The 26,186-nt window shown below is 60.7% G+C and carries 23 protein-coding genes; 13 read left to right on the forward strand and 10 right to left on the reverse strand.

What is annotated here, in order from left to right; genetic code table 11:
• Window positions 1-92 precede the first annotated feature (92 nt).
• Together ABIE16_RS01215 and ABIE16_RS01220 are read right to left on the reverse strand one after the other, a co-directional pair.
• Window positions 93-1,442, reverse strand: a complete 1,350-nt coding sequence (locus ABIE16_RS01215; RefSeq protein ID WP_429520417.1) for an imelysin family protein — start codon at window positions 1,440-1,442, stop codon at window positions 93-95.
• Window positions 1,443-1,686: 244 nt separating this feature from the next.
• Window positions 1,687-3,738 carry a putative bifunctional diguanylate cyclase/phosphodiesterase gene (locus ABIE16_RS01220; RefSeq protein ID WP_090457513.1) on the reverse strand — a complete coding sequence of 684 codons (2,052 nt, stop codon included), beginning with the start codon at window positions 3,736-3,738 and terminating at the stop codon, window positions 1,687-1,689.
• A 1,255-nt stretch (window positions 3,739-4,993) separates the two neighbouring features.
• Between ABIE16_RS01220 and ABIE16_RS01225 the strand changes: the two genes are divergently transcribed.
• Window positions 4,994-5,257 carry a DUF6124 family protein gene (locus ABIE16_RS01225; RefSeq protein ID WP_090457509.1) on the forward strand — a complete coding sequence of 88 codons (264 nt, stop codon included), beginning with the start codon at window positions 4,994-4,996 and terminating at the stop codon, window positions 5,255-5,257.
• Window positions 5,258-5,450: 193 nt separating this feature from the next.
• Here ABIE16_RS01225 and ABIE16_RS01230 read toward each other — a convergent pair whose 3' ends face one another.
• From ABIE16_RS01230 to ABIE16_RS01240, 3 genes are all read right to left on the reverse strand, one after another.
• Entirely contained in the window at window positions 5,451-6,047 is a 597-nt protein-coding gene (locus tag ABIE16_RS01230) for a superoxide dismutase (RefSeq protein WP_008022038.1), read from the reverse strand.
• A 164-nt stretch (window positions 6,048-6,211) separates the two neighbouring features.
• Entirely contained in the window at window positions 6,212-6,814 is a 603-nt protein-coding gene (locus tag ABIE16_RS01235; protein WP_057713460.1) for a LysE/ArgO family amino acid transporter, read from the reverse strand.
• A gap of 6 nt (window positions 6,815-6,820) precedes the next feature.
• On the reverse strand, window positions 6,821-7,222 hold the full coding sequence (locus ABIE16_RS01240; protein WP_429520418.1) for an ACT domain-containing protein: 402 nt from the start codon (window positions 7,220-7,222) through the stop codon (window positions 6,821-6,823).
• A gap of 96 nt (window positions 7,223-7,318) precedes the next feature.
• Here ABIE16_RS01240 and ABIE16_RS01245 point away from each other — a divergent pair, with 96 nt between their 5' ends.
• The 4 genes from ABIE16_RS01245 (at window position 7,319) to ABIE16_RS01260 (ending at window position 11,328) form a co-directional block, all read left to right on the forward strand.
• Window positions 7,319-8,212, forward strand: a complete 894-nt coding sequence (locus ABIE16_RS01245; RefSeq protein WP_057713462.1) for a LysR family transcriptional regulator ArgP — start codon at window positions 7,319-7,321, stop codon at window positions 8,210-8,212.
• Between the two features lie 54 nt (window positions 8,213-8,266).
• Entirely contained in the window at window positions 8,267-9,259 is a 993-nt protein-coding gene (locus ABIE16_RS01250) for an NAD-dependent epimerase/dehydratase family protein (RefSeq protein WP_150813342.1), read from the forward strand.
• Window positions 9,260-9,375: 116 nt separating this feature from the next.
• Entirely contained in the window at window positions 9,376-10,248 is an 873-nt protein-coding gene (locus tag ABIE16_RS01255) for an ATPase (protein WP_429520419.1), read from the forward strand.
• 231 nt (window positions 10,249-10,479) lie between these two features.
• Window positions 10,480-11,328 (forward strand): cache domain-containing protein, encoded by an 849-nt coding sequence (locus ABIE16_RS01260; RefSeq protein ID WP_429520420.1) that lies wholly within the window; start codon window positions 10,480-10,482, stop codon window positions 11,326-11,328.
• Window positions 11,329-11,451: 123 nt separating this feature from the next.
• Here the strand turns inward: ABIE16_RS01260 and ABIE16_RS01265 are convergent, their stop codons facing one another.
• The gene (locus ABIE16_RS01265) at window positions 11,452-12,969 is read right to left on the reverse strand and encodes an MDR family MFS transporter (RefSeq protein WP_429520421.1); all 1,518 of its coding nucleotides are present in this window, start codon (window positions 12,967-12,969) and stop codon (window positions 11,452-11,454) included.
• 78 nt (window positions 12,970-13,047) lie between these two features.
• A complete protein-coding gene (gene pobA, locus ABIE16_RS01270) occupies window positions 13,048-14,241 on the reverse strand; it encodes a 4-hydroxybenzoate 3-monooxygenase (protein ID WP_218494271.1) in 1,194 nt (397 codons plus the stop codon).
• A gap of 181 nt (window positions 14,242-14,422) precedes the next feature.
• Here pobA and ABIE16_RS01275 point away from each other — a divergent pair, with 181 nt between their 5' ends.
• On the forward strand, window positions 14,423-15,319 hold the full coding sequence (locus ABIE16_RS01275; RefSeq protein WP_090457497.1) for a helix-turn-helix domain-containing protein: 897 nt from the start codon (window positions 14,423-14,425) through the stop codon (window positions 15,317-15,319).
• 9 nt (window positions 15,320-15,328) lie between these two features.
• On the opposite strand, the gene ABIE16_RS01280 is transcribed toward ABIE16_RS01275, so the two are convergent.
• Complete coding sequence (locus tag ABIE16_RS01280) at window positions 15,329-15,550, reverse strand: hypothetical protein (protein WP_057713469.1); 222 nt, start codon at window positions 15,548-15,550, stop codon at window positions 15,329-15,331.
• Between the two features lie 157 nt (window positions 15,551-15,707).
• Entirely contained in the window at window positions 15,708-16,613 is a 906-nt protein-coding gene (locus tag ABIE16_RS01285; RefSeq protein WP_218494272.1) for a LysR family transcriptional regulator, read from the reverse strand.
• Between the two features lie 223 nt (window positions 16,614-16,836).
• On the opposite strand from ABIE16_RS01285, the gene ABIE16_RS01290 reads away from it, so the two are divergent.
• The gene (locus ABIE16_RS01290; protein WP_150813336.1) at window positions 16,837-17,712 is read left to right on the forward strand and encodes an MBL fold metallo-hydrolase; all 876 of its coding nucleotides are present in this window, start codon (window positions 16,837-16,839) and stop codon (window positions 17,710-17,712) included.
• 220 nt (window positions 17,713-17,932) lie between these two features.
• A complete protein-coding gene (locus tag ABIE16_RS01295) occupies window positions 17,933-18,547 on the forward strand; it encodes an NAD(P)-dependent oxidoreductase (RefSeq protein WP_429520422.1) in 615 nt (204 codons plus the stop codon).
• Between the two features lie 140 nt (window positions 18,548-18,687).
• Here ABIE16_RS01295 and ABIE16_RS01300 read toward each other — a convergent pair whose 3' ends face one another.
• Entirely contained in the window at window positions 18,688-19,569 is an 882-nt protein-coding gene (locus ABIE16_RS01300) for a LysR substrate-binding domain-containing protein (protein WP_150813333.1), read from the reverse strand.
• Window positions 19,570-19,728: 159 nt separating this feature from the next.
• Between ABIE16_RS01300 and ABIE16_RS01305 the strand changes: the two genes are divergently transcribed.
• The 5 genes from ABIE16_RS01305 to ABIE16_RS01325 all read left to right on the forward strand — a co-directional run bounded on the left by ABIE16_RS01305 (window position 19,729) and on the right by ABIE16_RS01325 (window position 26,168).
• Window positions 19,729-21,366 (forward strand): 5-guanidino-2-oxopentanoate decarboxylase, encoded by a 1,638-nt coding sequence (locus ABIE16_RS01305; RefSeq protein WP_057713474.1) that lies wholly within the window; start codon window positions 19,729-19,731, stop codon window positions 21,364-21,366.
• Window positions 21,363-22,811 carry an aldehyde dehydrogenase family protein gene (locus ABIE16_RS01310; protein WP_429520423.1) on the forward strand — a complete coding sequence of 483 codons (1,449 nt, stop codon included), beginning with the start codon at window positions 21,363-21,365 and terminating at the stop codon, window positions 22,809-22,811. The genes ABIE16_RS01305 and ABIE16_RS01310 overlap by 4 nt, the downstream gene beginning before the upstream one ends.
• A 304-nt stretch (window positions 22,812-23,115) precedes the next feature.
• Window positions 23,116-24,219 carry an extracellular solute-binding protein gene (locus ABIE16_RS01315; RefSeq protein ID WP_057713476.1) on the forward strand — a complete coding sequence of 368 codons (1,104 nt, stop codon included), beginning with the start codon at window positions 23,116-23,118 and terminating at the stop codon, window positions 24,217-24,219.
• Between the two features lie 195 nt (window positions 24,220-24,414).
• Complete coding sequence (locus ABIE16_RS01320; protein ID WP_429520424.1) at window positions 24,415-25,323, forward strand: ABC transporter permease; 909 nt, start codon at window positions 24,415-24,417, stop codon at window positions 25,321-25,323.
• Complete coding sequence (locus ABIE16_RS01325) at window positions 25,320-26,168, forward strand: ABC transporter permease (RefSeq protein ID WP_007978496.1); 849 nt, start codon at window positions 25,320-25,322, stop codon at window positions 26,166-26,168. Before ABIE16_RS01320 ends, ABIE16_RS01325 begins: the two co-directional genes overlap by 4 nt.
• Window positions 26,169-26,186: the final 18 nt, after the last annotated feature.

Raw genomic sequence — 26,186 nt, forward strand, 5'->3', positions numbered from 1 at the left:
GGCTTGCCCGCGATGAGGCCATGAGCGTCACCCAAAAAGCAGACAAGAAAAAGGCGACCCGAAGGTCGCCTTTTTCACTCAGCCAACGTTGATCAGAACTCGTGATCAGCGTTGTCCGGGTTCAGGTCGGCGATACCCAGTTTGCCAGCGGCGGCTTCGATCGAACCGGTCTGCTTGACCAGGGACGCGATAGCGTCACGGACGATCTGGTTGCCTGCGGTGTTGCCGGCAGCGATCAACTGGTCGTAGTGCTCGCCCTTGTTGGCGTGGTCGACCATGATCTGAAGCTTGGCTTCAGTGGCGGCCAGGTCGTCTTTGAGCGCGGTGTCGGCAGCCGGGTCGGCTTTGGCCACCAGGGACGACAGGCTGGCGCCGGTCATTTTGGTGCCATCGACGCGAGTGTATTCACCCAGGTACACGTTACGAATGCCCTTGGCATCGTAGAAGTGCGAGTTGTGGGTGTTGTCGCTGAAGCAATCCTGTTCGTCTTCCGGGGAGTTGGCTTCCAGGGAAACCTTCATGCGCTCGCCCGCCAGTTCGCCCAGGGACAGGCTGCCCATGCCGAACAGCATTTTGCGCAGGCCGGTTTCAGCCGGTTCTGCTTCCAGGGTGGCGCGGTAGTTGTCGGCCACGTTCGGCTTCCAGTTACCGACCATTTCTTCCAGATCGCTGACCAGCAGCTGGGTCACGGACTTCAGGTAGGCACGACGACGATCATTGTGACCGCCGGTAGCGCCTTTGCCTTCCAGGTAGTCCGAAGCCGGACGGTTGCCGGCGCCAGGGCCGGTGCCGTTCAGGTCCTGGCCCCAGAGCAGGAATTCGATGGCGTGGTAGCCGGTGGCGACGTTGGCCTCGGAACCGCCCAGCTCGTTCAGGCTGGCGAGTTTTTCCGGGGTGATGTCTTTGACATCGACCTTGTCTTCGCCGATCTGCACTTGAGTGTTGGCGATGATGTTGGCAGTGGCACCTGGGTTGCCCAGGGCGTGTTCGTAGGATTTGTCGACGTAGTCGATCAGGCCTTCGTCCAGCGGCCAGGCGTTCAGCTGACCTTCCCAGTCGTCAACGATGGTGTTGCCGAAACGGAACACTTCGCTCTGCAGGTAAGGCACGCGCGCGGCAACCCAGGCAGCCTTGGCGGCTTTGAGGGTGTCGGCGTTCGGCTTGGCGAGGAAGGCGTCTACGGCGGTTTGCAGGGTCTTCGCGGTGGATTCGGCATCGCTGTAAACGGCGAAAACGATGTTGGCGTAATGGGCGACAACGGCTTTGGCGGCAGCTTCGTCGACCTTACCGGCAGCGGCAGGCGCAGTGGCTGGAGCAGCCGGGGCAGCTGCAGTGCTGGCAGCTGGCGCGGCAGCTTTTTCTTGGTCTTTACCTTCGCCGCAACCGGCGAGGGAAATAGCGATGGCCAACAGACTGGCGGTAGCCAGAGGCATACGAATCATGGCGAACATCCTGCTTCGATAGGGGTGGAGTCGTGCTATGCACACGCAAAACTGCGACATAATGCAAATCTTTCGCATTATGTGTAAAGGGTTGTACCTGTAAATATTTCTTATTCACAGAGCGCGGCTCGCAACCCTGTAGGAGCGAGCTTGCTCGCGATGAACCTGAGAACCACGCGCTCATCCAGAATGAACGCGTTATCGTTCACGACCATCGCGAGCAGGCTCGCTCCTACAGGGGGGGCTACAAAATAGCCGCATTGCTGCGTTGGGCCTGCTTGAGGTAAACGCCCAGTTCCCGTGCCGGCAACGGTTTGCTGTAGTGATAGCCCTGACCTTCGTGGCAGCCTTCGGAAATGATGTAGGCCTCTTGCTCGGCGGTTTCCACGCCCTCGGCAATCACCTGCATGCCCAGGCTTTTGCCCAGCTGGATGATGGCGCGAACGATGGTCGCATCGTCGTCGTCATCGAGCAGGTCCTGGACGAAGCTCTTGTCGATCTTGATCTTGTCCAGAGGCAGGCTCTTGAGATAACTCAAGGACGAATAGCCGGTTCCGAAATCGTCGATGGCGATCAGCGCGCCGGAGCGGCGCAGGCTGAGCAAGTGCTGGGCCGCGGTGCTGATGTCTTCCATCAGACCGGTTTCGGTGACTTCCAGCTCCAGGCTGCGCGGTGGCAGGCGGTACATCTGCAGCAGGTTGTTGACCACCCGTGGCAGTTCGGCGTGGTGCAGTTGAACCGTAGACAGGTTCACCGCCATGCGCAGGTCGGAGAAGCCCTGGTCATGCCACTCGCGTAGTTGTTTGCAGGCCTGGTCCAGCACCCATTCGCCGATGGCGATGATGGTGCCGTTCTGTTCGGCCAGCGGGATGAACAGGTCCGGCGGCACCATACCGTGCTCGGGGTGTTGCCAGCGAATCAGGGCTTCGACGCCCACCACGCGGTTGTCGCGGTAGCTGATCTGCGGTTGATAGACGAGGTAGAACTGATTGCGGATCAACGCATCGCGCAGGTCTTTTTCCAGCTCGCGGCGGCGACGCATTTCGGTATCGACGCTGGCGATATAGAACTGATAGCGGTTGCGCGAACGGGTCTTGGCCAGCGTCATGGTCTGCTCGGCCTTTTGCAGCAATTTCTCGGTGCTGTCACCGTCCTCGGGGAACAGGGTGATGCCGATGGTGGCGCGCAGGCGGATCTCCTGATGGTCGAGGGCAAACGCCGCTTCCAGGTCATCGAGAATGCTTTGCGCCAGCTCGGCGGCTTCGTAGGGCTGCTCGATATCGGCCTGGACAAGGGCGAACTGGTCGCCGCCGAGGCGGGCAAGGGCGCCCAGGCGACCGCTATGACCGCGCAGGCGATCGGCCAGGGCCAGCAGCAACTGGTCGCCGGTCTGGTAGCTGAACTGCTCGTTGATGCCCTTGAAGTCATCGAGGCCGACACACAACACCGCGACCCGGCGCTGCAATTTGCCGGCGTCGATGAGGATCTTGTCCAGTTGCTGCTGCAATTGCTGCCGGTTCGGCAGCCCCGTCAGGAAATCGTACTGGGACATGCGCACCAGGCTGTTTTCCGCTTCGTGGCGCAGATGGGTATTGCGTTCGATGGATTCGAGCAACTGGTTGGCGGTGTTGATCCAGATGCCCAGTTCGTTGTTCTCGTGGCCCTTGAGCAGCGGAATCTTGTGTTCGCTGGGACGATCCGGATTGATTTCCGTGAGGTGCTCGATGATCCGCGACAGCGGCTTGGTCAGCAGCCAGTGGTAGACCAGGTACAACACCAGTCCCATGGCGAGTGCGCGCAGGACGCCGGAAATGAAGATGATCACCGAGCTGACAATGAACCCTTGGCCGTAGGTGGCGGTATCGAGGGTGATGCTCAGGTCACCGTAATACTCACTGTAGGGCCCGCGACCGACCAGTTGGGTGGTGAAGGTGCGTTCCTTGCCAAGAATCAGGTCGGTCAGCCAGCGGCTGTGGGAGTGCTGCAATTCGCGGGTTTTTTGCGCGAGCATGGCTTCGTTGGGATGGCCGATGGAGGCCTTGCGCACGGCGGCGTCCTGAAACAGGCCTTCGATCACCTGCATGCCCATTTCCCGGTCCAGGCTGTAGACGGCCTGGGTCGAGGGGTCGCGAAACATGTCGAGGATGCGTTCGGCATCGCTGGCGACGGCCTGACGTGTTTTATAGGCATCGAACACAATCTGCGCGCAGCTCAAGACCACGCCGACGATCAATGCCGACAGGAGTACGACCCGAAGCAACTTCACCGACAAGCTGTTCTTGAGTTCCAGCTTCAAAGGGTTATTCCTTGTTCCGTGCGGGTAGCATCAAGTTGCCATGAGTATTGGCAATCCCGTGATGGCAGTCAAAGGGACAATCATCCTTGGGGGATTTTGCCTGCTGCTTGGCCGATTTGCAGTTGACCTGGCGAGTTAGCCTATTAGTACTGTGTCGGTTGTCGAGTCCTTCAACTTGAGGGGCGGGATGGAGATATTTTCCTTTTGTTTGATGTTAGTCGGCGTGGGCGGGGGAGCAAGGGGCTGGAGGCTGGTTTCATCTTGGGAAATTGGCTTCGTTCGGGTTTGGGTGGGGTACATATCCGTTTTTTTGGTAACGGCGGCTGGCGGTTTCGCCCTTACGGCGAGTCCCTTTTGTCAAACGACACAAAAGGAACCAAAAAGTCTCGCCCCGAACGTACGGCCCCTCGCCAGGGCTCGGGGTTCCTTCGCTCCGGCATTCATCCGGGGGCATCGCCCTCCGGTTGGCTTCGCTGGCACCTACATGCGATGGGTTCGACTGCGTCGAACGGCGCTGCGCGCCCATCCCCGGATGAACGCCTCCACTCAGCCTGCCGAGGGGGCGGGTGGATCAAGATCAAGAGCTGCAGGCGAGCTAACGCTCGGCCTGTTGAGTGGTGAGAAGCGTGGGTGTATGCCGATCTGCCTTTGCTCGGCTCTTCTGTGGGAGCGGGCTTGCTCGCGAAGGCGGCCTGACAGCCGAAAGGTATTTCGCGGATGTACCCAGTCCCTGTGGGAGCGGGCTTGCCCGCGATGGCAGCCTGTCAGCCGACCATTTTCTCTCGGATGCCCCCCGGCCTAACTGTGGGAGCGGGCTTGCTCGCGAAGACGGCGGGACAGTCGACATTGCATTTTCAGCCACACCCCAACATATCGTTTCCACACGCCCGCGTGGGAGTGCTGCCAGGGACGGTCCGCGTTACGTTTTGGGCGTTAGCGCGGTGTAGGAAAGCGCCAGAAGTTTCCCACGCAGTTTTCAGGTTGTCCGTCGGAAGCGGGCTGAATAACCTTTGGCTGTCGCTGAAACTCAGCGATCGGGTGTGAGAACCCGGCTACTTATGGTCATCCAGAGCCTGTGCACGCATAATCGCCGCCAGCTAATCCGCTGTCTGTAAATGCGTCATGGCGGCTGTGTGCGGGCAGACTTAGGTCTGGCCCGGGTGTCCATACCGGTTTCTCACCTCGCACATAGCTGCCACCTCTTCACCGCGTGAGAAACGGCAAGTGGTGGCCCCAGCGCTAGAGGAATGGTTTTATGGACAAATTAATCCCCGATCCCCCCTGCAACACCACCAAACCCTACAGCCCTCGCACCATGTTCATGATCGTCCCCGACATGGACACTGAAAGCCTGCTTGCCCACGCTTGTGAATCACTGGCTTCAGCCAATGTCATGGCGAGTGATTTCGCCACCTGCCTGGCTGGCCCCCAGCGCAACACGGCGCTGGCCATTTCGCAGATTGTCATGTTGGCGGAGCTGGCGGTGAATCGCGCGCTGGATAACCTCGATCCGCAGTAGTTGGCAGGCTAACCGCGTTATCGTTCTTCGCGAGCAAGCCCGCTCCCACTGGCTCGGTGGTGACCTGTGGGAGCGGCGGTGCGGCGATCCGACTTGCTCGCGAAGGCGGCGGGACAATCACCACCGTCCCTTTGCTCATATTCCTTCCATAAAAAAACCCGGCACAAAGCCGGGTTTTTGTCTGGCATCGAGCTTAAGCGGTGAAGGTTTTGCCTTCGAACTGCTCAGCCACGAATTTCCAGTTGACCAGGTTCCAGAACGCTTCGACGTACTTCGGACGCAGGTTGCGGTAGTCAATGTAGTAAGCGTGTTCCCAGACGTCGCAGGTCAGCAGCGGGGTGTCGCCGTTGGTCAGCGGGTTGCCGGCGCCGATGGTGCTGGCCAGGGCCAGGGAACCGTCAGCCTTCTTCACCAGCCAGCCCCAACCGGAACCGAAGGTGCCGATGGAAGTCTTGCTGAACTCTTCCTTGAACTTGTCGAACGAACCGAAGGCCGCGTTGATGGCTTCAGCCAGTGCGCCGGTTGGTTGACCGCCAGCGTTTGGCGCCAGGCAGTTCCAGTAGAAAGTGTGGTTCCAGACCTGAGCGGCGTTGTTGAAGATACCGCCCGAGGAAGTCTTGACGATTTCTTCCAGGGTCTTGCCTTCGAACTCGGTGCCTGGCACCAGGTTGTTCAGGTTCACGACGTAGGTGTTGTGGTGCTTGTCGTGGTGGAACTCCAGGGTTTCCTTGGAGATGTGCGGCTGCAGGGCATCGTGTGCGTACGGCAGTGGCGGCAATTCGAAAGCCATGATGATTCTCCTAATCAGGTCAGTTGCGGTGAGCGCAAGGCCGATCACGGGCGGCCAGACAAGCGCCGGGGAGTTTGTACTCTTTGCGGCGCAGGGAGTCGGATCATAGCACCGGGGGGGCGGCATAACCACGCAACAACTGTGTGGAATAGAGGTTCCGCGAATCAGATGGCCGCGATTAGCTGCAGCGCTACGGCAAACATCATCACCGCCACCAACAGATCGAGAATTCGCCAGGTGCCGGGCCGGGCGAGCCACGGCGCCAGCCATGCCGCACCGAGGGCCAGGGTGAAGAACCACAGCAGCGAGGCACTGGCCGCGCCTACGACATAAGCGCCCGGCTCGGTTTGTTGGGCGCCCAGGGAGCCGATCAGCAAAACGGTGTCCAGATAGACGTGCGGGTTGAGCAAGGTCACCGCCAGCGCGCTGAGCATCACCGCCCGCAGCGAACGTACGGTCTGGCCTTCGCCCTGCTCAAGGCTCTGCTTCGAGAAGGCCCGGCGCAGCGCCTGGCTGCCGTACCACAACAGGAACGCTGCACCGCCCCAGCGTGCGATGGCCAACAGCGTCGGGTTCTGTGCCAGCACCGTCGCCAGGCCGAATACCCCGGCGGCTACCAACAGGGCATCGCAGGTCACGCAGAGTGCCGCCACCGGCAGGTGATGTTCACGCCGCAGGCTTTGCGCCAGGACAAACGCATTCTGGGTGCCGATCGCCATGATCAGGCCGAAGGCCACGAGCAGCCCGTTCACATAACTTTGCCACATGATTTTTTACTCCGCGTTGGCTGCCAGATCCCGCAGCACTTGCAGGGCACGGTCGGCGTCGGCCTGGCCGACGAACAAATGGTCGTGGTAGTAGCCGGCAATCACGTTGCAGCTGATTCCGGCCTTGCCCAATGCCGTGGCGAACGCGGCGGTCAGGCCGACCGCTTCGAGGGCCGAATGTACGTTCAAGGTGATCCAGGCGGCGATGTAGTCGAAGCTGAATCCGGCTGTTTCGGCGCGGGAACGCTCGAGAATCACGGTCAGGCCTTCCTGCTCGCGGAAGCTGCCGACAATCTCCAGATCCGCAGGCAACTTGCCGTCGCGCAGGGTGCAGAACACGTATTCGCCTGCGTTGAGTTGCGGGCTCATGCTGCGCAGCAGCGTTGCCAATGAAGTTTCGCCAGCCATGTGGGTGATCCTTGTTCAAGAGTTCTTGCTGGTCATTGTCCTTGTGAAGGTTGTATAAGAAAAACCAATCTTGCTGATCGCTCATTAGGAAAACTGATGTTCGACTATAAATTGCTTTCTGCCTTGGCCGCCGTGGTCGAACAGGCCGGTTTTGAACGGGCGGCTCAGGTACTGGGCTTGTCGCAATCGGCGATTTCCCAGCGCATCAAGCTTCTGGAAGCGCGGGTTGGCCAACCGGTGCTGGTGCGGGCCACGCCGCCAACGCCGACGGAAATCGGTCGACGGCTGCTCAACCACGTGCAGCAGGTGCGATTGCTTGAACGGGATTTGCAAAGCCTGGTGCCGGCGCTGGATGAAGAGGGCTTGCCGGAACGCCTGCGGATCGCCCTGAACGCCGACAGCCTGGCCACTTGGTGGGCGCAGGCCGTGGGGGCGTTTTGCGCCGAACAGCATCTGCTGATGGATCTGGTGGTCGAAGACCAGACCGTCGGCCTCAAGCGCATGCGCGCCGGTGAAGTGGCGGCTTGTGTCTGCGCCAGCGAGCGGCCGGTGGCGGGTGCGCGCAGCGTGTTGCTGGGGGCCATGCGTTACCGTGCGCTGGCCAGCCCCGCCTTTATTGCCCGGCATTTTCCGCAGGGCGTACGCGCCGATCAGTTGGCCCGAACCCCGGCTCTGGTATTTGGCCCGGACGATTTCCTACAGCATCGCTACCTTGCGTCCCTCGGCGTCGAGGGCGGATTCGAACACCATTTGTGCCCGTCCTCCGAAGGTTTTATCCGCTTGGCGGAAGCCGGTCTGGGCTGGGGGCTGGTTCCGGAACTGCAGGTGCGCGAGCAACTGCAAAGGGGTGTATTGCAGGAGCTGCTGCCAGATAAGCCGATCGATGTGCCGCTGTACTGGCATCATTGGCGTAATGGCGGCCAACTGCTGGGGCTGCTCACCGATCAATTGGTCAGCGCATCTAAGCAATGGCTGGTGCCCTTGGACTGACGCGCAGCGTCAAGACCTCACGTAATACGCAAAACGAAATATTCGGAGCAATTCATGAAGATTCTGGTTACCGGCGCAAGCGGCTTCATCGGCGGGCGCTTTGCGCGTTTTGCCCTGGAGCAGGGCCTGGACGTGCGGGTCAACGGTCGCCGGGCCGAGAGCGTGGAGCATCTGGTACGCCGGGGAGCCGAGTTCATCCAGGGTGACTTGAGCGACCCGGAACTGGCGCGCGAGCTGTGCTCGGACGTCGAGGCCGTGGTGCATTGCGCCGGTGCTGTTGGTTTATGGGGACGTTATCAGGACTTCCATCAGGGCAACGTCCAGGTCACCGAGAACGTGGTCGAAGCCTGCTTGAAGCAACGGGTTCGGCGGCTGGTGCATTTGTCGTCGCCGTCGATCTACTTCGATGGTCGCGATCATCTGGGCCTGACCGAAGAACAGGTGCCCAAGCGCTTCAAACACCCTTACGCCGCCACCAAGTACCTGGCCGAGCAAAAAGTCTTCGGTGCCCAGGAGTTCGGTCTCGAAACCCTGGCCCTGCGCCCGCGTTTCGTCACCGGGGCCGGCGACATGAGCATCTTCCCGCGCCTGTTGAACATGCAGCGCAAGGGGCGCCTGGCGATCATCGGCAACGGTCTGAACAAAGTTGATTTCACCAGCGTGCAAAACCTCAACGAGGCGTTGCTCAGCAGTTTGCTGGCCAGCGGTTCTGCGCTGGGCAAGGCTTACAACATCAGCAACGGCACGCCGATTCCCCTGTGGGACGTGGTCAATTACGTCATGCGCAACATGGAAGTCCCACAGGTCACCCGCTACCGTTCCTACGGCCTGGCCTACAGCGTGGCGGCGCTCAACGAGGGCGTGTGCAAGTTGTGGCCGGGGCGTCCAGAACCGACGCTGTCGCGTCTGGGCATGCAGGTGATGAACAAAAATTTCACCCTGGACATCAGCCGCGCGCGGCATTATCTGGATTACGATCCCAAGGTCAGCCTCTGGACGGCGCTCGATGAATTCTGTGGCTGGTGGAAGGCCCAGGCTGTTCGCTGACGCTCGAACAACGACCCCCGACTGAACCGGATTCGGGCTTGGGGGTCAATGGTTGCGGCTGTGGGGTTTATACTGCGCGGCATAAAGCCATTATGTGATTCACTAAGGTTGATTCAATGTCCATGCGAAACGATGCCAACGACGACTTCGATGATGTACCGAGCCTGCGTGCAGACGTTCTCGATGACGACTTTGCGCCCACCGCCCGTACGGTCGTGCATTCGCGCACGACGCCGGTGGTGAAGGTCAAGGCGGCGAGTACCGGTGCCTTGTGGGCGTTGGTCGGGGCGTTGTTCTTTGCGTTCGCGGGCCTGGCCTGGTGGAGCTTTCAGCAGATCTCCCTGATGGAACAGCAATTGGTGGCGACCCAGGAAAGCTTCGCGCGAATCAGTGAGGAAGCGGCAGGGCGCCTGCAGGATATTTCCGGAAAGGTTGTTGCCGGCCAGACCAGTGTCACTACCGACAGCGAGGCCTTGAAGCTGCAAATCCGCCAGCTGGAAAGCAAGCTCCAGGACCAGAACGCCCAGCAGCAAGGTGTTGCCGGCCAGGCCTCGGACCTGGACAAGCGACTGGCACAAATGACCGCGCAAACCACCGAACTGGACAAGCGCCTGGCGCAAATGAATGCCCAGAACACCGAACATCAGACGGCCAATACCCAGTTGCAGGCCCAGGTCAAAGCATTGAGTGCTGAATTGGCCACCCTGAAAAGTGCCCCGTCGGACGCTGAAAAACTCGATGCACAACTGAAGAGCCTGGGCGCCGATATCACAGCGCTGAAGAAACAAGGCAACCCAAGCGCTGCTATCGAGCGTCTCGAGCAAGACATGATCGTGCTCAAGAGCGAGCAGGACAACCGGCCGGCGGTCACGCAGGGCTCGACCAATACCGCCGAGTTCGATGCATTCCGCAGCCAGGTCACCCGCAACATCAATACCCTTCAGGCGCAGATCCAGAACCTTCAGCAGCAACTGCGCGCCCGGCAGTAATCCGAACACTTGTGGCGAGGGGGCTTGCCCCCGATGGGTGGCGGAGCCGCCCCAAATCCATTCGCCGCGGTTCACCAGATCAACCGCGGTGCCTGATTTACGACTGCTGCGCAGCCGAACGGGGGCAAGCCCCCTCGCCACAAAAGCCTATGACCCTGTTCTGGCGAATATTCGTACATATCCCATTGCCGTCTACGCTCTTGAAACACCATCAGGAACGAGGGATGCGCAATGGGGTTTCTGCATAGGTTTACCTTGCTGTGCGGCATGTTTTTGTTGTGCCTGGGCCAGGCGCAAGCCGCCGGGACGGAAAAGGACGACAGCAAGGCGGCCATTGCCCTACTGGAAAAAGCCCTGGCCTACTACCACCAGAATGGCGACAAGGCGCTGGCGGCATTCAGCCGCCAGGGTGAGTTTGTCGACAAGGACCGTTATGTCTTTGTGCTCGACACCAAGGGCGTGATGCTCGCCAGTGGCGGGCCGTCGTCGGCGCTGATTGGCCGGGACGTGTCGCAAGTGCTCGGGCCGGATCTGCAGAAAGCTTTCAAGGACGCCCTGAAGGTGCCGGAGGGCAATGGCATTCAGCAGGCGGAATATCGCTGGCAGAACTGGAGTGACGGCAAGATCGAGCGCAAGCACGTCTACTACCAGCGCGTCGGAGAGCGGATTCTGGCGGTCGGTTATTACCTGCCACGGGCCTCCGCCGAACAGGCCATGGCCTTGCTGAACAAAACGACAACCGATCTGGCCAAGGACGAAAAGGGCACCCTGACGGCGATCAATTCCCTCAAGGGCGGCTACCTGCAGGATGATCTGTATGTGTTTGTCGTCGACCTGGATACCCAGCGTTACGTGGCCCACGGCACCAACCTGCGGCTGATCAATACCGACTTCAGCAAGATCGTGGACCCGGAAGGCAAACCGGTGGGCGAGCCGATTCTGGCGTTGATGGCCCAGCAGGATTACGGCGAATACGAATACCGCTGGAAAAACCCGGTGACGGGCAAAGTCGAGAACAAGCATGCCTACCTGAAGAAGGTCGGACATTTTCTGGTGGCGGTCGGGTATTACAGCCCTTGAATCGTAGTGGCTGTTAGACCGCCTTCGCGAGCAAGCCCGCTCCCACAGTTGACCGCGTGCTTATGAAGAACTCGGTCAACTGTGGGAGCGGGCTTGCTCGCGAATACTGGCGACCCGGTCTATCTATCGAACCTTGTCCTCGCGCCCGCGCAACAACATGTTCGGCATGGCAATCGCCGCCGCCAGCCCAAGCAATGAAACGGCCGCGCTGACTGTCAGCAAGTGCCGGAATGTCAGTGACAATTCGGCACGCAGGGTGTTCTGCGCGTCACCCGGCGCGGCATTCAAACCGTCCAGCAACACATTCCCCGAGCTGCCTTCGGCAATCAGCGACGAACCGGCCAGGTGCGCGAAACTCGAATCCTGCAACAACGCCAACAGCAGCGCCGACATCAACGCCACACCCACGGCACCACCCAGCGAACGGAACAGGTTGGTGGTGCTGGTGGCTACACCGATGTCCCGCTGGTCCACCGAGTTCTGCGTGCCGACCAATGACGTCGGGAACTGCATGCCCGAGGATATCCCGCAGAGCAGCATGAACAGACTGCTCACGACGAACGCCTGCGGCGGGCTGAACGCCATGCCAAGAATCGAGATGGGCATCAGCGCCGCACCGGTAAGGATCATCGGTTTGTAGCGTCCGGTGACCGAGGTGCGGCGGCCCGCGAAATACGCGCCAATCGGCAAACCCATGGCCAGGGGCAGCAGGTGCAGGGCGGCGCTGTCGGCACCGGCGCCGGTGACGCTCTGAAAGCGCAGCGGCATCAACACAATCAGCGAGATGGCTTGGAAACTGGTGAAGAAAATCGTGCACCAGCACAGGATCGCATTGCGGTTGGCGAACAGATGCATGGGCAACAACGGTTCTCGCGCCCGTCGCTCGTGGACGACGAACAGCCCCAGCACCAGCACCGCACAAGCGAGCAGCGCCAGCACCTCGGCACTGCGCCACGAATGGCCCTGGCCGACCTGGGTGATGCCCAGCAACAATGCTGTCAGCCCGATGATCATCAACACGGTGCCCAGGTAGTCGATGATCGGTTTGCGTTGCGGAATCGGCAGGCCCACCAGCGTGCGATAGGCGACCAGCCAGGCGCCCAGGCCCAGTGGCAGGTTGATCAGGAACACCCAGCGCCAGGACAGGTATTCGGTCATGTAACCGCCGAGCACCGGGCCGGCCACGCTGGCCACTGCATACATGCTGCTGAAATAGCCCTGATACCGGCCGCGCTCCCGTGGCGGCACGATGTCACCGATGATCGCCTGGCTCACCGAAATCATTCCGCCGGCCCCGATGCCCTGGAAGATTCGCGCCAGTACCAGTTGTTCCATGCTCTGTGCCATGCCGCAGAACACCGACGCCAGGGTGAACAGGCCCATGCCGAACAGCATCAGCTTGCGCCGCCCGTACAAGTCGCCCAGTTTGCCGTAGATCGGCACCGCCACGGTCATGGCCACCATGTAGCCGGAAATCACCCAGGCCAGCAGGCTGACGTCCTTGAATTGCGCGGAAATGGCCGGCATCGAAACGGCGACGATGGTCTGGTCCAACGCACCGAGAAAGATCGCCAGCATCAGGGCGATCAGCACGCTGCGAATGGCCGGTTTGGGCGTTTCAGGCTGGTGGAGATTGGTCACGGGAAAACCTGCGGGCAGTGATTGACCCGCAAGAGGCAAGGCGAGCGGGGATGCTCGCCAGTGTAAGTCGATAGGAGGCTATTCGATAGCCTCATAAGGAAGCCCGACGTAGTTTTCTGCAATGGTTTTGCGACCCGCCTGCGAATCGACAAAATAGTCCAGTTCCGACTCGGCAATGCGCTGGCTAAAGGCATCGTGATCATCAAAGCGGTGCAGCATCGAGGTCATCCACCAGGAAAAACGCTCGGCTTTCCACACCCGGCGCAGGCAGATTTCCGAGTATTTCTCCAGCAGATCAAGGCGATCGTTGCGGTAAACCTTGACCAAGATGTTGAACAGCGTGCTGACGTCACTGGCCGCCAGGTTCAGGCCCTTGGCCCCGGTGGGCGGGACAATGTGCGCGGCATCACCGACGAGGAACATCCGCCCGTACTGCATGGGTTCGACGACGAAGCTGCGCAGCGGCGCGATGCTTTTCTCGATGGACGGGCCGGTCACCAGTTTTTGCGCAAGATCGACCGGCAGGCGGTTTTTGAGCTCGTCCCAGAAGCGTTGATCGGACCAATCCTCGACATTTTCCTCTGCGGGCACTTGCAGGTAATAACGGGTGCGCGTCGGCGAGCGCATGCTGCACAGGGCGAAACCGCGCTCATGGCGGGCATAGACCAGCTCATCGTGGACCGGTGGGGTATCGGCCAGAATCCCCAGCCAGCCGAAGGGATAGATCCGTTCGAAGATTTTCAGGCTGTCGGCGGGAATCGATTGTCGCGCCACACCGTGGAAGCCGTCGCAACCGGCGATGTAGTCGCAGTCAAGTCGATATGGCTCGCCGTCCTTCTCAAAAGTGACAAACGCTTCATCGGTTTTCATGCCGTGGGGAACGACGTTGCTGGCCTGGTAAATCGTCTGCGCGCCCACCTCCCGACGAGCGGCCATCAGGTCACGGGTGACCTCAGTCTGGCCGTAGATCATCACCGTCTTGCCGCCGGTCAACGCTTGCAGATCGATGTGTACCTGGCGCCCGTCGAGGGCCAGTTCGAAGCCACCATGGACCAGTCCCTCGGCGTCCATGCGCTGACTCACGCCGGCCTGACGCAACAGCTCTACCATGCCTTGTTCAAGCACGCCGGCGCGGATTCGACCGAGTACGTAATCGGGGGTTTGACGTTCGAGAACGATGTTGTCGATGCCGGCGTTGTGCAGCAATTGGCCGAGCAGCAAGCCTGAGGGGCCAGCACCGATAATGGCAACTTGGGTTTTCAGTGTTTTCATTGTTCTTATGACTCGCAAGCTCTACACGACCTGGGCCGGTGAATGATTTTTATGGATCGAGTGCTTGCATTTTTCCCTTGCGAGTCTGTCAATTGAAGGTGAAAACTGAGCCGATAGCTGTACATTCTGCCAATCGGTGCGATTATCGCCCCAGATCAACCCCGAGGCCTGGATTGAAGTGATGAACAAGCCTGACCTGCCTTCGATTCCGGTGTTCAAGCTCTACGGTGAAAGCCTGGATTGGCCGACCCCGGACTTGCTGCACTGTGAAACCATTTCCAAACGCAGTCGCGAACATCATTGGGAAATCAAACCTCACCGCCACGCTGACTTGTGCCAGTTGCTCTTCGTATTCAAAGGTCAGGCCGAGCTTGAAATCGAAGGCAAGCGAACGCAACTGGTGGAGCCGGCAATCCAGATCCTGCCACCGCTGTCGGTGCACGGCTTTCGTTTTTCCGAGGACGTGGAAGGGTTTGTCGTAACCCTGGCCGCGCCGCTGATCGCCCACCTGCAGATGCAGTTGGGGCAATCGGTCAATGCCCTGGCCCAGTCCGAAAGCTACCCGGCAGGCAAGGACGCCGAGTACCTCAACAGCCTGTTCAGCGCCTTGCAGAACGAATACACCAGCCATCAACCGGCGCGGGAAATGCTCATGCATTCGCTGGTCAGCGTGATCGTGGTGTGGGTCAGTCGCCAGGTGATCCAGCGTCGCACCGCCATGGCGCGACCGCAGCGGGCCCGGGAATACCTCAACGGCTTTATTCAACTGGTGGAAGAGACGTATCGCCAGCACGTCAAGGTCGAGGATCTGGCACACCGGCTGGGGATTTCCGTGTCCCACCTCAACGGCACCTGTCGTGAGCTGGCGGGGCAACCGGCGTTGCAGATCATGCATGAGCGGCAATTGCTGGAGGCCAAGCGTTTGCTGACCTACACCAGCATGACCATTTATGAAATGTCCGACGTGTTGGGGTTTTCCGATCCGACCAACTTCACACGCCTGTTCCGACGTCGAGTGGGGATTTCGCCAAAGGCGTTCCGCGACCGCTTGAAGGCCGATCAGGACAACGAAGCCTGACCCCCTTCGTTACCGGAGGGCGTTGAGGGTGGCGTTGTGGGGGATGCAGCGCTCGAAGTTGCAGCTCGCGGCTTCACGGGGCAGGTTGCGCAGTTGCTCGACGCGCCAGGCCGCAGCGCCATAAAGCCCGAGCGTGACCGCACAGGTGATGAAAATCGCGAGGTATCTTCTTGTTCTGATGTTCATGGCGTTGACCTCTGAACGAATACCTTTCGGTACTACTTTGAGCATAGGTCAGCGCCGGTGAGTTACCAGCAATAGCGCGGTATTCAGAACACTGATCACCCCTGTGGGAGCGAGCTTGCTCGCGATAGCGGTGGATCAGTCGATATCATGGGTGAATGTTCGGCAGCCATCGCGAGCAAGCTCGCTCCCACAGGGCTTCCATTTACAACCCGATGTCCCATTCCGGTTCTTGCGGAAACCTCACCACCAGAAAATCCAGCAAGCTGCGCAACGCCGCCGGCATGTGCTTGCGCGAGGCATACACCGCATACACGTTCATTTGCCGGGGTTCGGCCGTCGGCAGCAGGCGAATCAACTCGCCGCTGTGGATGTGCACGCCGGCCTGGTAGGTGGGCAGCATCGCTACCCCGGCGCCGGCTATCGTTGCGCGCAGCAGTGTGCTGGCCTCGTTGGCGCTGATGTTGCCTTGCACCGGTACTGAAACCTGCTCGCCGTCCTGTTCGAAATGCCACAGGCTTTTGCCGAAGTAGGAGTGGGTCAGGCAATTGTGCAGGCTCAAGTCCTCGACCCGTTGCGGCGCCGGGTGCTCGCGCAAGTAAGCGGGGGACGCGCAAATCACCGAGCGGCAAACCGTCAGGCGGCGGGCGATCAGGTTCGGGTCCAGGTCGTTGCTGGTACGGATCGCCAGGTCGATGCGCTCATCCACCAGGTTCACGGTGCGGTCGAGCATCTGCATGTCGATGCTGACGCCGGGGTAGCGTCGGACATAGGCGGCCATGGCGTCGGCCAATTGCGCCTGGCCGAAGGAGGTGCTGACGCTGATTCGCAGCTGGCCGCGGGGTGCGTCATCCGGTTCGCTGACGGCGGCTTGCATGTCGGTGGATAAATCGAGCATCTGCCGGCAGCGGGGCAGGATCTCGGTGCCAGCGGCGGTGAGGCTCAACTTGCGTGTGGTGCGATGCATCAGGCGCGCGCCGACCCAGTCTTCCAGTTCCGCCAGATACCGCGACACCACCGGCCGTGACAGCTCCAGATGATCGGCGGCGGCCGACTGGCTGCCGAGGTCGACCACCGTGACGAACACACGCATTGCTTGAAGACGATCCATGATTTGCCCGCTTTCAGAAACAAACTATGTTCAAGCATCGCATTTTTTGTACCGAGTCAGGCAACTAAGCTCTGTTCCTCTGTGTAGGAGCGAGCTTGCTCGCGATGGTCGTTAACGATAACGCGGGATACCGGTTATACGCGGCGCCTTCAAGTCCATCGCGAGCAGGCTCGCTCCTACAAAAGGCATCGCCAAACATGGCATCGGGATCACGGAGCAACAGATGATCGGTTTCACCTCACTTAAGCGAGTTTTGCTGGCCACCACCTTCGGTTTTGCCGCCCACGCCAGCGCCTCGACCCTGACGCTGGATGTCTACAACCCCGGCGAAAAAGCCATCTTCCCGGTGACCTCGGTGCTGGTCAGTGGCGAGAAAGAAGCGATCCTGGTGGATGCGCAATTCGGCAAATCCCAGGCCGAACAGGTAGTGGAAAAAATCCGCGCCAGCGGCAAGCAGTTGACCACCATCTACATCAGCCACGGTGACCCGGACTACTACTTCGGCCTCGATACCCTGACGGCCGCATTCCCCAAGGCCAAGGTCCTCGCCTCGCAGCCGACCGTCGACCACATCAAGCACACCGTCGACGGCAAACTGGCATTCTGGGGCCCGAAAATGGGGGCCGATGTGCCTGTAAAAACCATCGTGCCGGACGTGCTCAAGGGGGACAGCCTGATCCTCGAAGGGCAGAAGTTGCAGGTGGTGGGTCTTGAGGGCCCGCAGCCGGATCGCAGCTTTGTGTGGATTCCATCGATCAAGGCCGTGGTTGGTGGTGTCGTGGTGGCGCAAAACATCCACGTGTGGATGGCTGACACGCAAACTCCGCAGTCCCATGCCGATTGGCTGACTACGCTGCATGCCATTGAAACCCTGAAACCGCAGACCGTGGTGCCGGGTCATTACCTTGGCGAGAGCGATCGTTCACTGACGGCCGTGCAGTTCACCGCCGCCTACATCAAGGCCTTCGACGAAGAAACCGCCAAGGCCAGGGATGCTGCCGCGCTGATCGCCGCGATGAAAAAACGCTTCCCGACCCTGGGCGATGAAAGCTCCCTGGAGCTGAGTGCCAAGGTCGCCAAGGGCGAGATGAAGTGGTAACCGGAAGTACATGAAGCTGAAGCAAGTTTTGAGATGAAATTGATTACCTGTGGCGAGGGGGCTTGCCCCCGTTGGAGTGCGAAGCGCTCCCCTGCAATCCATCAGTCACACCCTAAGCACAGGTTTTACGACTGCTACGCAGCCGAGCGGGGGCAAGCCCCCTCGCCACAAAGGTCAGCGCAATTTGATACCGATACTTTCAAGCCAACTGGAGAACGTCATGAGCAAAATCGCAATCATCGGTGCCACCGGTCGTGCCGGTAGCCAAGTGCTGGAAGAAGCCCTGCGGCGCGGCCACAGCGTTACTGCCATTGCCCGCGACACATCGAAAATAGACGTGCGTGAAGGTGTGGTCAGCAAGGAAGTCGATGCCCTTGATGCCGCTGCGTTGCAAGCTGCGATTGCGGGCCATGACGTAGTCATCAGCGCCGCACATTTCGCGACCCTGCCTGCCAGTGCAGTCGTTGGCCCGGTGAAAAAAACCGGGGTTAAACGTTTGCTGGTAGTGGGCGGGGCGGGTTCGCTGCTATTGCCCGATGGCGCTCGAGTGATCGATAGCGAAGGTTTCCCTGAGGCTTACAAGGCAGAGGCCAGCGCCGGTGCCGAATTCCTCGCAAACTTGCGTGAAGAGCGGGATCTGGACTGGACCTTCCTGTCGCCATCGGCCGAATTTGTCGAGGGCGAGCGCACGGGCAAGTTCCGCATCGGCCAGGATGATTTGCTGGTGAGCAGCGAAGGGCGCAGCTGGATCACGTTTGCCGATTATGCGATCGCGATGCTCGATGAAGTGGAAGCCCCGAAGCATTCGCGGCAGCGGTTTACTGTCGGTTATTGAGTTCACTGATCTCCTGTAGGAGCGAGCTCGCTCGCGATGATCGCCAACGATAACGCTGGGAACCTGATACCCCGCGGCGTTCTCAGGTTCATCGCGAGCAAGCGCGCTCCCACAGGGTGGTGCACCAGGATTTTGCGGTTTTACCGCGATTGCGCCTGCTCCACCAACCACCCCATCAATTCACGCAACTTCGGCGAAGGCCCGGGTTTTTCGGGGAACACCAGGTAATACGCCAGCCCCGTTGTCACCTTCAAATCGAATGGCATGACCAGCCGCCCGGCGTTCAGGTCATCGCCGATCAGCGACCAGTCGCCAATCGCCACACCCGTTCCCTGGGACGCCATCGACATCGCCAGGTCCAGTGTTTCGAAGTGCTGGCCCTTGCCGACATTGGTCAAATGCACATCCGCGGCTTTCAACCAGGCTTTCCAGTCCCGTTCGTCGCGGGTCGGGTGCAGCAACAGGTGTTGTTGCAGATCGGCCGGAGTCTGCAGGGGCATGGGGCCTTCGAGCATCGGTCTGGAACACACCGGCGTGAGTTGTTCATCGAAGAGTTTTTGCGACATCAATGAATCATCCGGCGGTGCGCCGTACATCACCGCCGCATCGAACTGCTCGCGATGAAAATCCACCCCGTGCTTGACCGTGGTGGTCAGTTCCACCGGCACGTCCGGGCGTTCCCTTTGCCATTGCAACAGACGCGGCAGCAACCAGCGCATGACGCAGGTCGGTGCCTTGAGTTGCAGGGTTTCACGCTTCTCGCCAATCTGTTCAACGGCCTCGTCGATCAGGCCGAAAATCTGCTGGACCCGTGGCAGCCATTCCCGTCCCTCGGCTGTGAGGTCCAGGCCTCGGGCCAGGCGGATGAACAGTTCATAACCCAGATGATCTTCCAGCCCGGCGATCTGCCGACTCACCGCGCCCTGGGTGATGTGCAGCTGTTCGGCGGCCCGGGTGAAATTGCAGCACTGCGCGGTAATCAGAAAAGTGTGCAGCGCCGGCAGGGGAGGCAGTCGTTTCATTGGGATCCAAGGTATGACGTGAGGACATGGCTAGTATGACTTTTTATCCATTGTTGCGGCTACCTGTCGCCCGTTCCAATGAGGCCATTCCCGGGCCTGCGAATCCATCATAAACACAGCGCACGCCCGGCGTCTCAAACGAACAAAAAGGGCAAAGACATGGCGACGTGCGGCGAAGTATTGGTCAAGTTACTTGAAAACTACGGGGTCGAGCAGGTGTTCGGCATTCCAGGGGTGCATACCGTGGAGCTGTATCGCGGGCTGGCCCGTTCGAGCATCAACCACGTCACGCCGCGCCATGAACAGGGCGCCGGCTTTATGGCCGACGGCTACGCCCGTACCAGCGGCAAACCGGGTGTGTGCTTCATCATCACCGGCCCCGGCATGACCAACATCACCACCGCCATGGGCCAGGCCTACGCCGATTCGATCCCGATGCTGGTGATCTCCAGCGTGCAATCGCGCAGCCAGTTGGGCGGTGGTCGCGGCAAGCTGCACGAACTGCCGAACCAGGGCGCGCTGTGTGCCGGTGTCGCGGCGTTCTCCCACACCCTGATGTCGGCGTCGGAATTGCCGGGTGTGCTGGCTCGCGCCTTCGCTCTGTTCCAGGCTGGCCGTCCGCGTCCGGTGCACATTGAAATTCCGCTGGATGTTCTGGTTGAAGAAGCCGACGACCTGCTCGCCAGCCTGCCGGTCAATATCGACCGCGCCGGTGCTTCGCCGAGCGCCGTGTCGCGCATGGCCGAATTGCTGGCCGGCGCCAAGCGTCCGCTGATTCTCGCCGGTGGCGGCGCCATCGACGCGGCCGTCGAGCTGACTGAGCTGGCTGAACTGCTGGACGCGCCGGTCGCCCTGACCATCAATGCCAAGGGCATGCTCGCCTCCGGCCACCCGCTGCTGATCGGCTCGACCCAGAGCCTGGTCGCCACTCGTGCGCTGGTCGCCGAGGCCGACGTGGTACTGGCCATCGGCACTGAACTGGCCGAGACCGACTACGACGTGACCTTCGCCGGTGGCTTCGAAATTCCTGGCAAGTTGCTGCGCGTCGATATCGACCCGGACCAGACCGTGCGCAACTACCCGCCGCATGTGGCGCTGGTGGCCGACTCGCGTAACGCCGCCCAGGCGTTGCTCAGTGCCCTGTCGCACAAATCCCTGGCCGAGCGTCGCAACGATTGGGGACAAGTACGTGCCGCCCGTCTGCGTGAAGACCTGGCTGCAACCTGGGACGCACCGACCCTGGCCCAGACCCGCTTCCTCGAAACCGTGCTGCAGGAACTGCCGGACGCGGTGTTCGTCGGCGATTCGACCCAGCCGGTTTACACCGGCAACCTGACGTTCAACCCGGAGCGTCCGCGTCGCTGGTTCAACTCGTCCACCGGTTACGGCACCCTCGGCTATGCCTTGCCGGCGGCGATTGGCGCCTGGCTGGGTGGCCGCATCGAAGGTGGCGCGCGTCCTCCGGTGGTGTGCCTGATCGGCGACGGTGGCCTGCAGTTCACCTTGCCGGAACTGGCCAGTGCCGTTGAAGCGCGCACCCCGGTGATCGTGCTGCTGTGGAATAACCAGGGCTACGAAGAGATCAAGAAATACATGGTCAACCGCGCCATCGAGCCGGTGGGCGTGGACATCTACACCCCGGACTTCATCGGTGTGGCCAAGGCATTGGGTTGCGCCGCCGAAGCGGTCAGCAGTGTCGAGCAATTGCGCGGTGCATTGCGGGTGGCTACCGATCGCCAGGGCCCGACCCTGATTGAAATCGACCAGACCCAGTGGATGCAGGCGGTGTCGAAATGAGCTTCCCGACGACTCTGGATGGCCTGTACATCAACGGCCAATGGTCGGCCGGCAACGAACACCTGCGGGTGATCAACCCGGCGACCGAAGCCCTGTTGACCACCGTCAATGGCGGCGACGAACGCGCGGTTGATCAAGCCGTGAACGCAGCGACCCAGGCGTTCGCCGACTGGTCGAAAACCACGGGCGCCGAACGCGGTGCGATCCTGCGCAAAATCGCCACGGGCGTGCAGGCCAACCGTGAAAAACTGATGCACTTGCAGTCGAGCAACAACGGCAAACCGCAGTTCGAAGCCGCGATCGACGTCGATGACGTGATCGCCACGTTCGAGTATTACGCCGGTCTGGCCGAAGGCCTGGATGCCAAACAAGACAGCGCGGTAGAGCTGCCGACCGACGACTTCAGTGCTCGCCTGCGCCGCGAGCCGTGCGGTGTGGTCGGCCTGATCGTGCCGTGGAATTTTCCGATGGTCACCACCGCATGGAAACTCGCCCCAGCCCTGGCCGCCGGTTGCTGCGTGGTGCTCAAGCCTTCGGAAGTGACGCCGCTGCCGGAACTGGAACTGGCCGCGATCATCGATCATGCCGGTGTGCCGGCGGGTGTCTTTAACCTTGTGTGCGGCACCGGCCTGGCCGTTGGCGCTCCGCTGTCGGCAGACCCGCGCATCGCCAAGGTGTCGTTCACCGGCAGCAATGCCGTTGGCGTGCAGGTCATGCAACGGGCGGCGGAAACCGTCAAAGGTGTGAGCCTGGAGCTGGGCGGCAAATCTTCGCTGTTGGTGCTGGCCGATGCCGATCTCGAACTGGCGGTGGAAGTGGCCTGTGGCGGTGGTTTCTTCAACGCCGGGCAGATGTGCTCCGCCACCAGCCGCGTGCTGGTCGCCGATGAACTGGCCGATGAATTCCTGAGCCGAGTGAAGGCCCGTGCCGAAGCCATTCGCGTGGCCGACCCGTTCGACCCGAACGTGGAAATGGGCGCGCTGGTCAATCAGGCGCAATACCAGCGCGTGCTCGGTCACATCGATCGCGGTTTGAGTGCCGGTGCCAAGCTGGTTTGCGGTGGCAATCGCCCGGCCGACCTGCCGCGCGGATATTTTTTGCAGCCGACGGTGTTCACCGAAGTGCCCCTCGACAGTGCGTTGTGGAATGAAGAGATTTTCGGCCCGGTGATCTGCGTGCGCCGTTTCGCCTCCGAGGCCGAAGCGATTGCCCTGGCCAACGACAGTCAGTTTGGCCTGGTTGCCAGTGTGGTGACGCGCAATGCACAGACCGCCGACCGCGTTGCCAATGCTTTGCAGGCGGGGCTTGTGTGGATCAACGCGCCGCAGGTGATCTTCCCGCAGACCGCCTGGGGCGGCTACAAGCAGAGCAGCATCGGCCGCGAATTGGGGCCATGGGGCTTGCAGGCTTTCCAGGAAATCAAACACGTGATCCGGGCCGTCTGACGCCTGGCACTGTGTAGGAGCGAGCTTGCTCGCGATGGACGCATGGACGACACGGGCTGTCTGATGCCCCGCATTATCGTTGACGTCCATCGCGAGCAAGCTCGCTCCCACAAGGAAAAGGAGGCATGCGCTGGCGTCATGGCTTCAATGAGTTTTTATCGATAGTCAGGTGTTTTACACGACCTCAGGATGAACTCGCTGGCTCAGCCAAGCCCCCGAAAATACGAGGGCTAACGCTGGTCCGGTCGCGCGGATGCAACAGTTTCGACCTGCCTTATACCTACAAAAACAAAGGGAGTCCGTAATGGGCGAGCATGATCTGAACAGACGTCAATTCATCAAGACCGTGGGCGTAGCCTCGGTTGCAGCGGCAGCCATGAGCATGCCGTTCATCAAGGCGAATGCCAGCGACACACGCTTTGCCGGCAAGACCCTTCGTCTGCTGACCTGGTCCGATGACACCGGCCTGGCCGCACTGCGCAACATCGCCGCGACGTTCGAAGACAAGTACGGCTGCAAGGTCATCGCTGACCGCACCGGCAGTACCTCGGAAATGGTCGCCAAACTCAAGGCCGGCGGTGATCGTCCGCAATACGACATCATCACCCTGGCAGGCGTTGGCGCCGAAGGTCTGGCCGCCGCCAACCTGCTGGAAAAACCCGACCTCAACCGCATTCCCAACCTCGTCGATGTACCGGAGAAATACCGCACCGGCGCCAATGGCCACGGTATCGGTTACCTGCTGTGGTGCAACAGCCTGGTCTACAGCACCCGCACCCAGAAAGAAGCCCCGACCAGTTACGCCTCCCTGTGGGATGCCGACGCGGCGCCGAACATCTTCCTGCCGCCGCCGAACTGGACCGAGGCCATGGACCTGATCATCATCGCCGCCAAACTGGCCGGTGGTGACGAACACAACATCGAGCCTGGCTTCAAGAAGCTCGCCGAGCTGAAGGATCGTGTGGTGACCCTGGGTGAAAACCCTAACCAGATCGCCGAACTGTTCCGCACCGGTTCCCTGGACATGGGCGGCCTGTACGCACCAGCCTTCTTCCCGAAACAGATCCGCGATCCGAACTACGGCCTGGGCGCCACGTTCGGCATGAAGGAAGGTTTCTACACCGACCTGATGCTGTCGGTGATGCCGAAGAACCGTCCGGGCGATACCGACATGGCCTACGCCTTCATCAACCACTCTCTGGACCCGCTGGTGCAGGGCAAGATGGCTGAAGACATCTACAACGGCCCGGTCAACGCCAAGGCGATCATTTCCGCCGAAGCACGCAAGAGCCCGTACATCCTCACGCCGGAGCAGATTGCCGAGAAGGCGATCATGCACGACAACGCCTTCCTGGCCAGCGTGCATGACCAATGGATTCGTCGTTACACGGAAATCTTTTCTTCCTGATCGAGTGACGTACACAAGATCTTCAAACACTGAAGATCCCCTGTGGGAGCGAGCTTGCTCGCGATATCGGAGTGTCAGTCGACATCATTGGCGACTGACAAGCAGTCATCGCGAGCAAGCTCGCTCCCACAAGGGGGCAAAGTGACCTTGAGTCTTGTGTTTGTCAGCTGCTGTCCATTGACGAGACCCTTTGCTATGGAACACCAACCTCTGACCCATCCGGTGAGTGCCGCCCCCGTGCGCGCCGCTCAGGGTGTTTCACCCACGACGCGCGCCTGGCTTTTCCTCACGCCGTCGATGCTGTTTCTCGGCGTTTTGATTGCCGCGAGCCTGCTGGTACTGCGCATGAGCGTGGGCACCAAAGGCGCGGAATGGTCCGGGTTCAGCCTGGCCAGTTACGCCCAGTTGCTGGAACCCTATTACCTCAAGTCGCTGATGCTGACCCTGCGCCTGGCGCTGATCAGCGCGGTGATCGCAGTGATTCTGGCGATCCCGGTGGCCTACACCATGTCGCGCCTGACCTCGCCGTTCGTGCGACGGATCTTCCTGGCGGCGGTGTTGCTGCCATTGCTGGTCAACCTGCTGCTGCAAAGCTACGGCTGGCTGGTGATCCTCGGCCCTGGCGGCATGCTCAACCAGACCTTGATGGGCCTGGGCCTGATCAAGCGCCCGATCATGCTGTTGTACAACCAGAACGGCGTGTTGATGGGCCTGGTGCAAACCGCCTTCCCGCTGGCCGTGTTGCCGATTGCCAGCGCCATGCGCGGTGTCGCCCGCAGCTACGAAGAAGCTGCCGCCACCCTGGGCGCCAGTCGCTTCCAGGTGTTCCGCCAAGTGGTATTGCCGATGAGTCTGCCGGGGATCATTACCGGTGCGACCCTGGTGTTCGCCTACAACGCCAGCAGTTTCGTGGTGCCCTTGCTGCTCGGAGGTCGGCGCGTGCCGATGCTGGCGGTGATGGTGCATGACCAGATCGCCCCGCTGATGAACTGGCCCGCCGCGTCCGCTGCCGGCGTGGTGCTGATCGTCACTACCCTCGCGATCATGACCTTGTCCGAATACATCACTGGCCGTCGTCGGCGCATGCTGGAGGCTTCCCAATGAGCACCCTGACCAAAAAGCGTTATGGGCTGTTGCCCGGCGAGACCGGCAAGTTTGCCGGCATCCTTTCCGGCTTCATCCTGCTGCTGGCGGTACTGCCGATCCTGACCATGATCGTCATGTCGTTCAGCGGCGCGTCGAACCTCGACTTCCCGCCGAGCAGCTACAGCTTGCAATGGTACAAGGCCGCCTGGCACACCTTCGTGTCGCCGGACGCCAGTGACGTCCTGAGCCTCGGCCAGGCCATGTCTACCAGCTTGCTGGTGTCGTGCCTGACCATGATTTTCGCCACGATCATCGCGGTGCCGGCGGCCTACGCGCTGACCCGTTGCGAGTTCCGCGGCAAGGCGGTGGCGCTGCAATTGATGTCGTTGCCGCTGGTGTTTCCGATGGTGGTGTTGGGCCTGGCGTTGCTGCTGGTGTTCGACAGCCTGCCGTTCCACATGACCACCTCGCGCCTGGTGATTGCCCACGTGATCCTCGCGTTGCCATTCGTGGTGAAGAACTGCACGGCGGCGATGCTCTCCATCGGCAGCGAAGTCGAAGAGGCCGCGCAAATGCTCGGTGCCTCACCGCTGCGGGCGATTGTCGATGTGGTGGTGCCGTTGATGAAGTCGGGGATCCTGGCGGGCATGCTGCTGGCGTTCATCGTCTCGTTCAACGAATTCACCGTGACCTATTTCCTCTACACCATCGACGTCATGACCGTGCCGATCTGGATGTACAGCCGCACCGTGTCTTCGCTCGACCCAACCGTATTTTCGTTTGCCGTGCTGATCGTGCTGATCGACTTCGTCCTCATCTGGGCGCTGGAGAAGCTGGTTGGTGAAGGTGGCGTTTCGTTCTGATTTCTTGAGGTGATTCTT

The organism is Pseudomonas sp. 2725 (assembly GCF_050434585.1).
GTDB classification, from domain to species: domain Bacteria; phylum Pseudomonadota; class Gammaproteobacteria; order Pseudomonadales; family Pseudomonadaceae; genus Aquipseudomonas; species Aquipseudomonas jessenii.

Coding starts and splice junctions, on each gene's coding strand:
- ABIE16_RS01255 (WP_429520419.1), top strand. CDS start 9,376: ATGTCCATGCGAAACGATGCCAACGACGACTTCGATGATGTACCGAGC.
- ABIE16_RS01315 (WP_057713476.1), top strand. CDS start 23,116: ATGGGCGAGCATGATCTGAACAGACGTCAATTCATCAAGACCGTGGGC.
- ABIE16_RS01310 (WP_429520423.1), top strand. CDS start 21,363: ATGAGCTTCCCGACGACTCTGGATGGCCTGTACATCAACGGCCAATGG.
- ABIE16_RS01300 (WP_150813333.1), bottom strand. CDS start 19,569: ATGAAACGACTGCCTCCCCTGCCGGCGCTGCACACTTTTCTGATTACC.
- ABIE16_RS01250 (WP_150813342.1), top strand. CDS start 8,267: ATGAAGATTCTGGTTACCGGCGCAAGCGGCTTCATCGGCGGGCGCTTT.
- ABIE16_RS01290 (WP_150813336.1), top strand. CDS start 16,837: ATGATCGGTTTCACCTCACTTAAGCGAGTTTTGCTGGCCACCACCTTC.
- ABIE16_RS01325 (WP_007978496.1), top strand. CDS start 25,320: ATGAGCACCCTGACCAAAAAGCGTTATGGGCTGTTGCCCGGCGAGACC.
- ABIE16_RS01235 (WP_057713460.1), bottom strand. CDS start 6,814: ATGTGGCAAAGTTATGTGAACGGGCTGCTCGTGGCCTTCGGCCTGATC.
- ABIE16_RS01305 (WP_057713474.1), top strand. CDS start 19,729: ATGGCGACGTGCGGCGAAGTATTGGTCAAGTTACTTGAAAACTACGGG.
- ABIE16_RS01225 (WP_090457509.1), top strand. CDS start 4,994: ATGGACAAATTAATCCCCGATCCCCCCTGCAACACCACCAAACCCTAC.
- ABIE16_RS01295 (WP_429520422.1), top strand. CDS start 17,933: ATGAGCAAAATCGCAATCATCGGTGCCACCGGTCGTGCCGGTAGCCAA.
- ABIE16_RS01320 (WP_429520424.1), top strand. CDS start 24,415: ATGGAACACCAACCTCTGACCCATCCGGTGAGTGCCGCCCCCGTGCGC.
- ABIE16_RS01285 (WP_218494272.1), bottom strand. CDS start 16,613: ATGGATCGTCTTCAAGCAATGCGTGTGTTCGTCACGGTGGTCGACCTC.
- pobA (WP_218494271.1), bottom strand. CDS start 14,241: ATGAAAACACTGAAAACCCAAGTTGCCATTATCGGTGCTGGCCCCTCA.
- ABIE16_RS01245 (WP_057713462.1), top strand. CDS start 7,319: ATGTTCGACTATAAATTGCTTTCTGCCTTGGCCGCCGTGGTCGAACAG.
- ABIE16_RS01275 (WP_090457497.1), top strand. CDS start 14,423: ATGAACAAGCCTGACCTGCCTTCGATTCCGGTGTTCAAGCTCTACGGT.
- ABIE16_RS01230 (WP_008022038.1), bottom strand. CDS start 6,047: ATGGCTTTCGAATTGCCGCCACTGCCGTACGCACACGATGCCCTGCAG.
- ABIE16_RS01215 (WP_429520417.1), bottom strand. CDS start 1,442: ATGATTCGTATGCCTCTGGCTACCGCCAGTCTGTTGGCCATCGCTATT.
- ABIE16_RS01260 (WP_429520420.1), top strand. CDS start 10,480: ATGGGGTTTCTGCATAGGTTTACCTTGCTGTGCGGCATGTTTTTGTTG.
- ABIE16_RS01280 (WP_057713469.1), bottom strand. CDS start 15,550: ATGCTCAAAGTAGTACCGAAAGGTATTCGTTCAGAGGTCAACGCCATG.
- ABIE16_RS01240 (WP_429520418.1), bottom strand. CDS start 7,222: ATGGCTGGCGAAACTTCATTGGCAACGCTGCTGCGCAGCATGAGCCCG.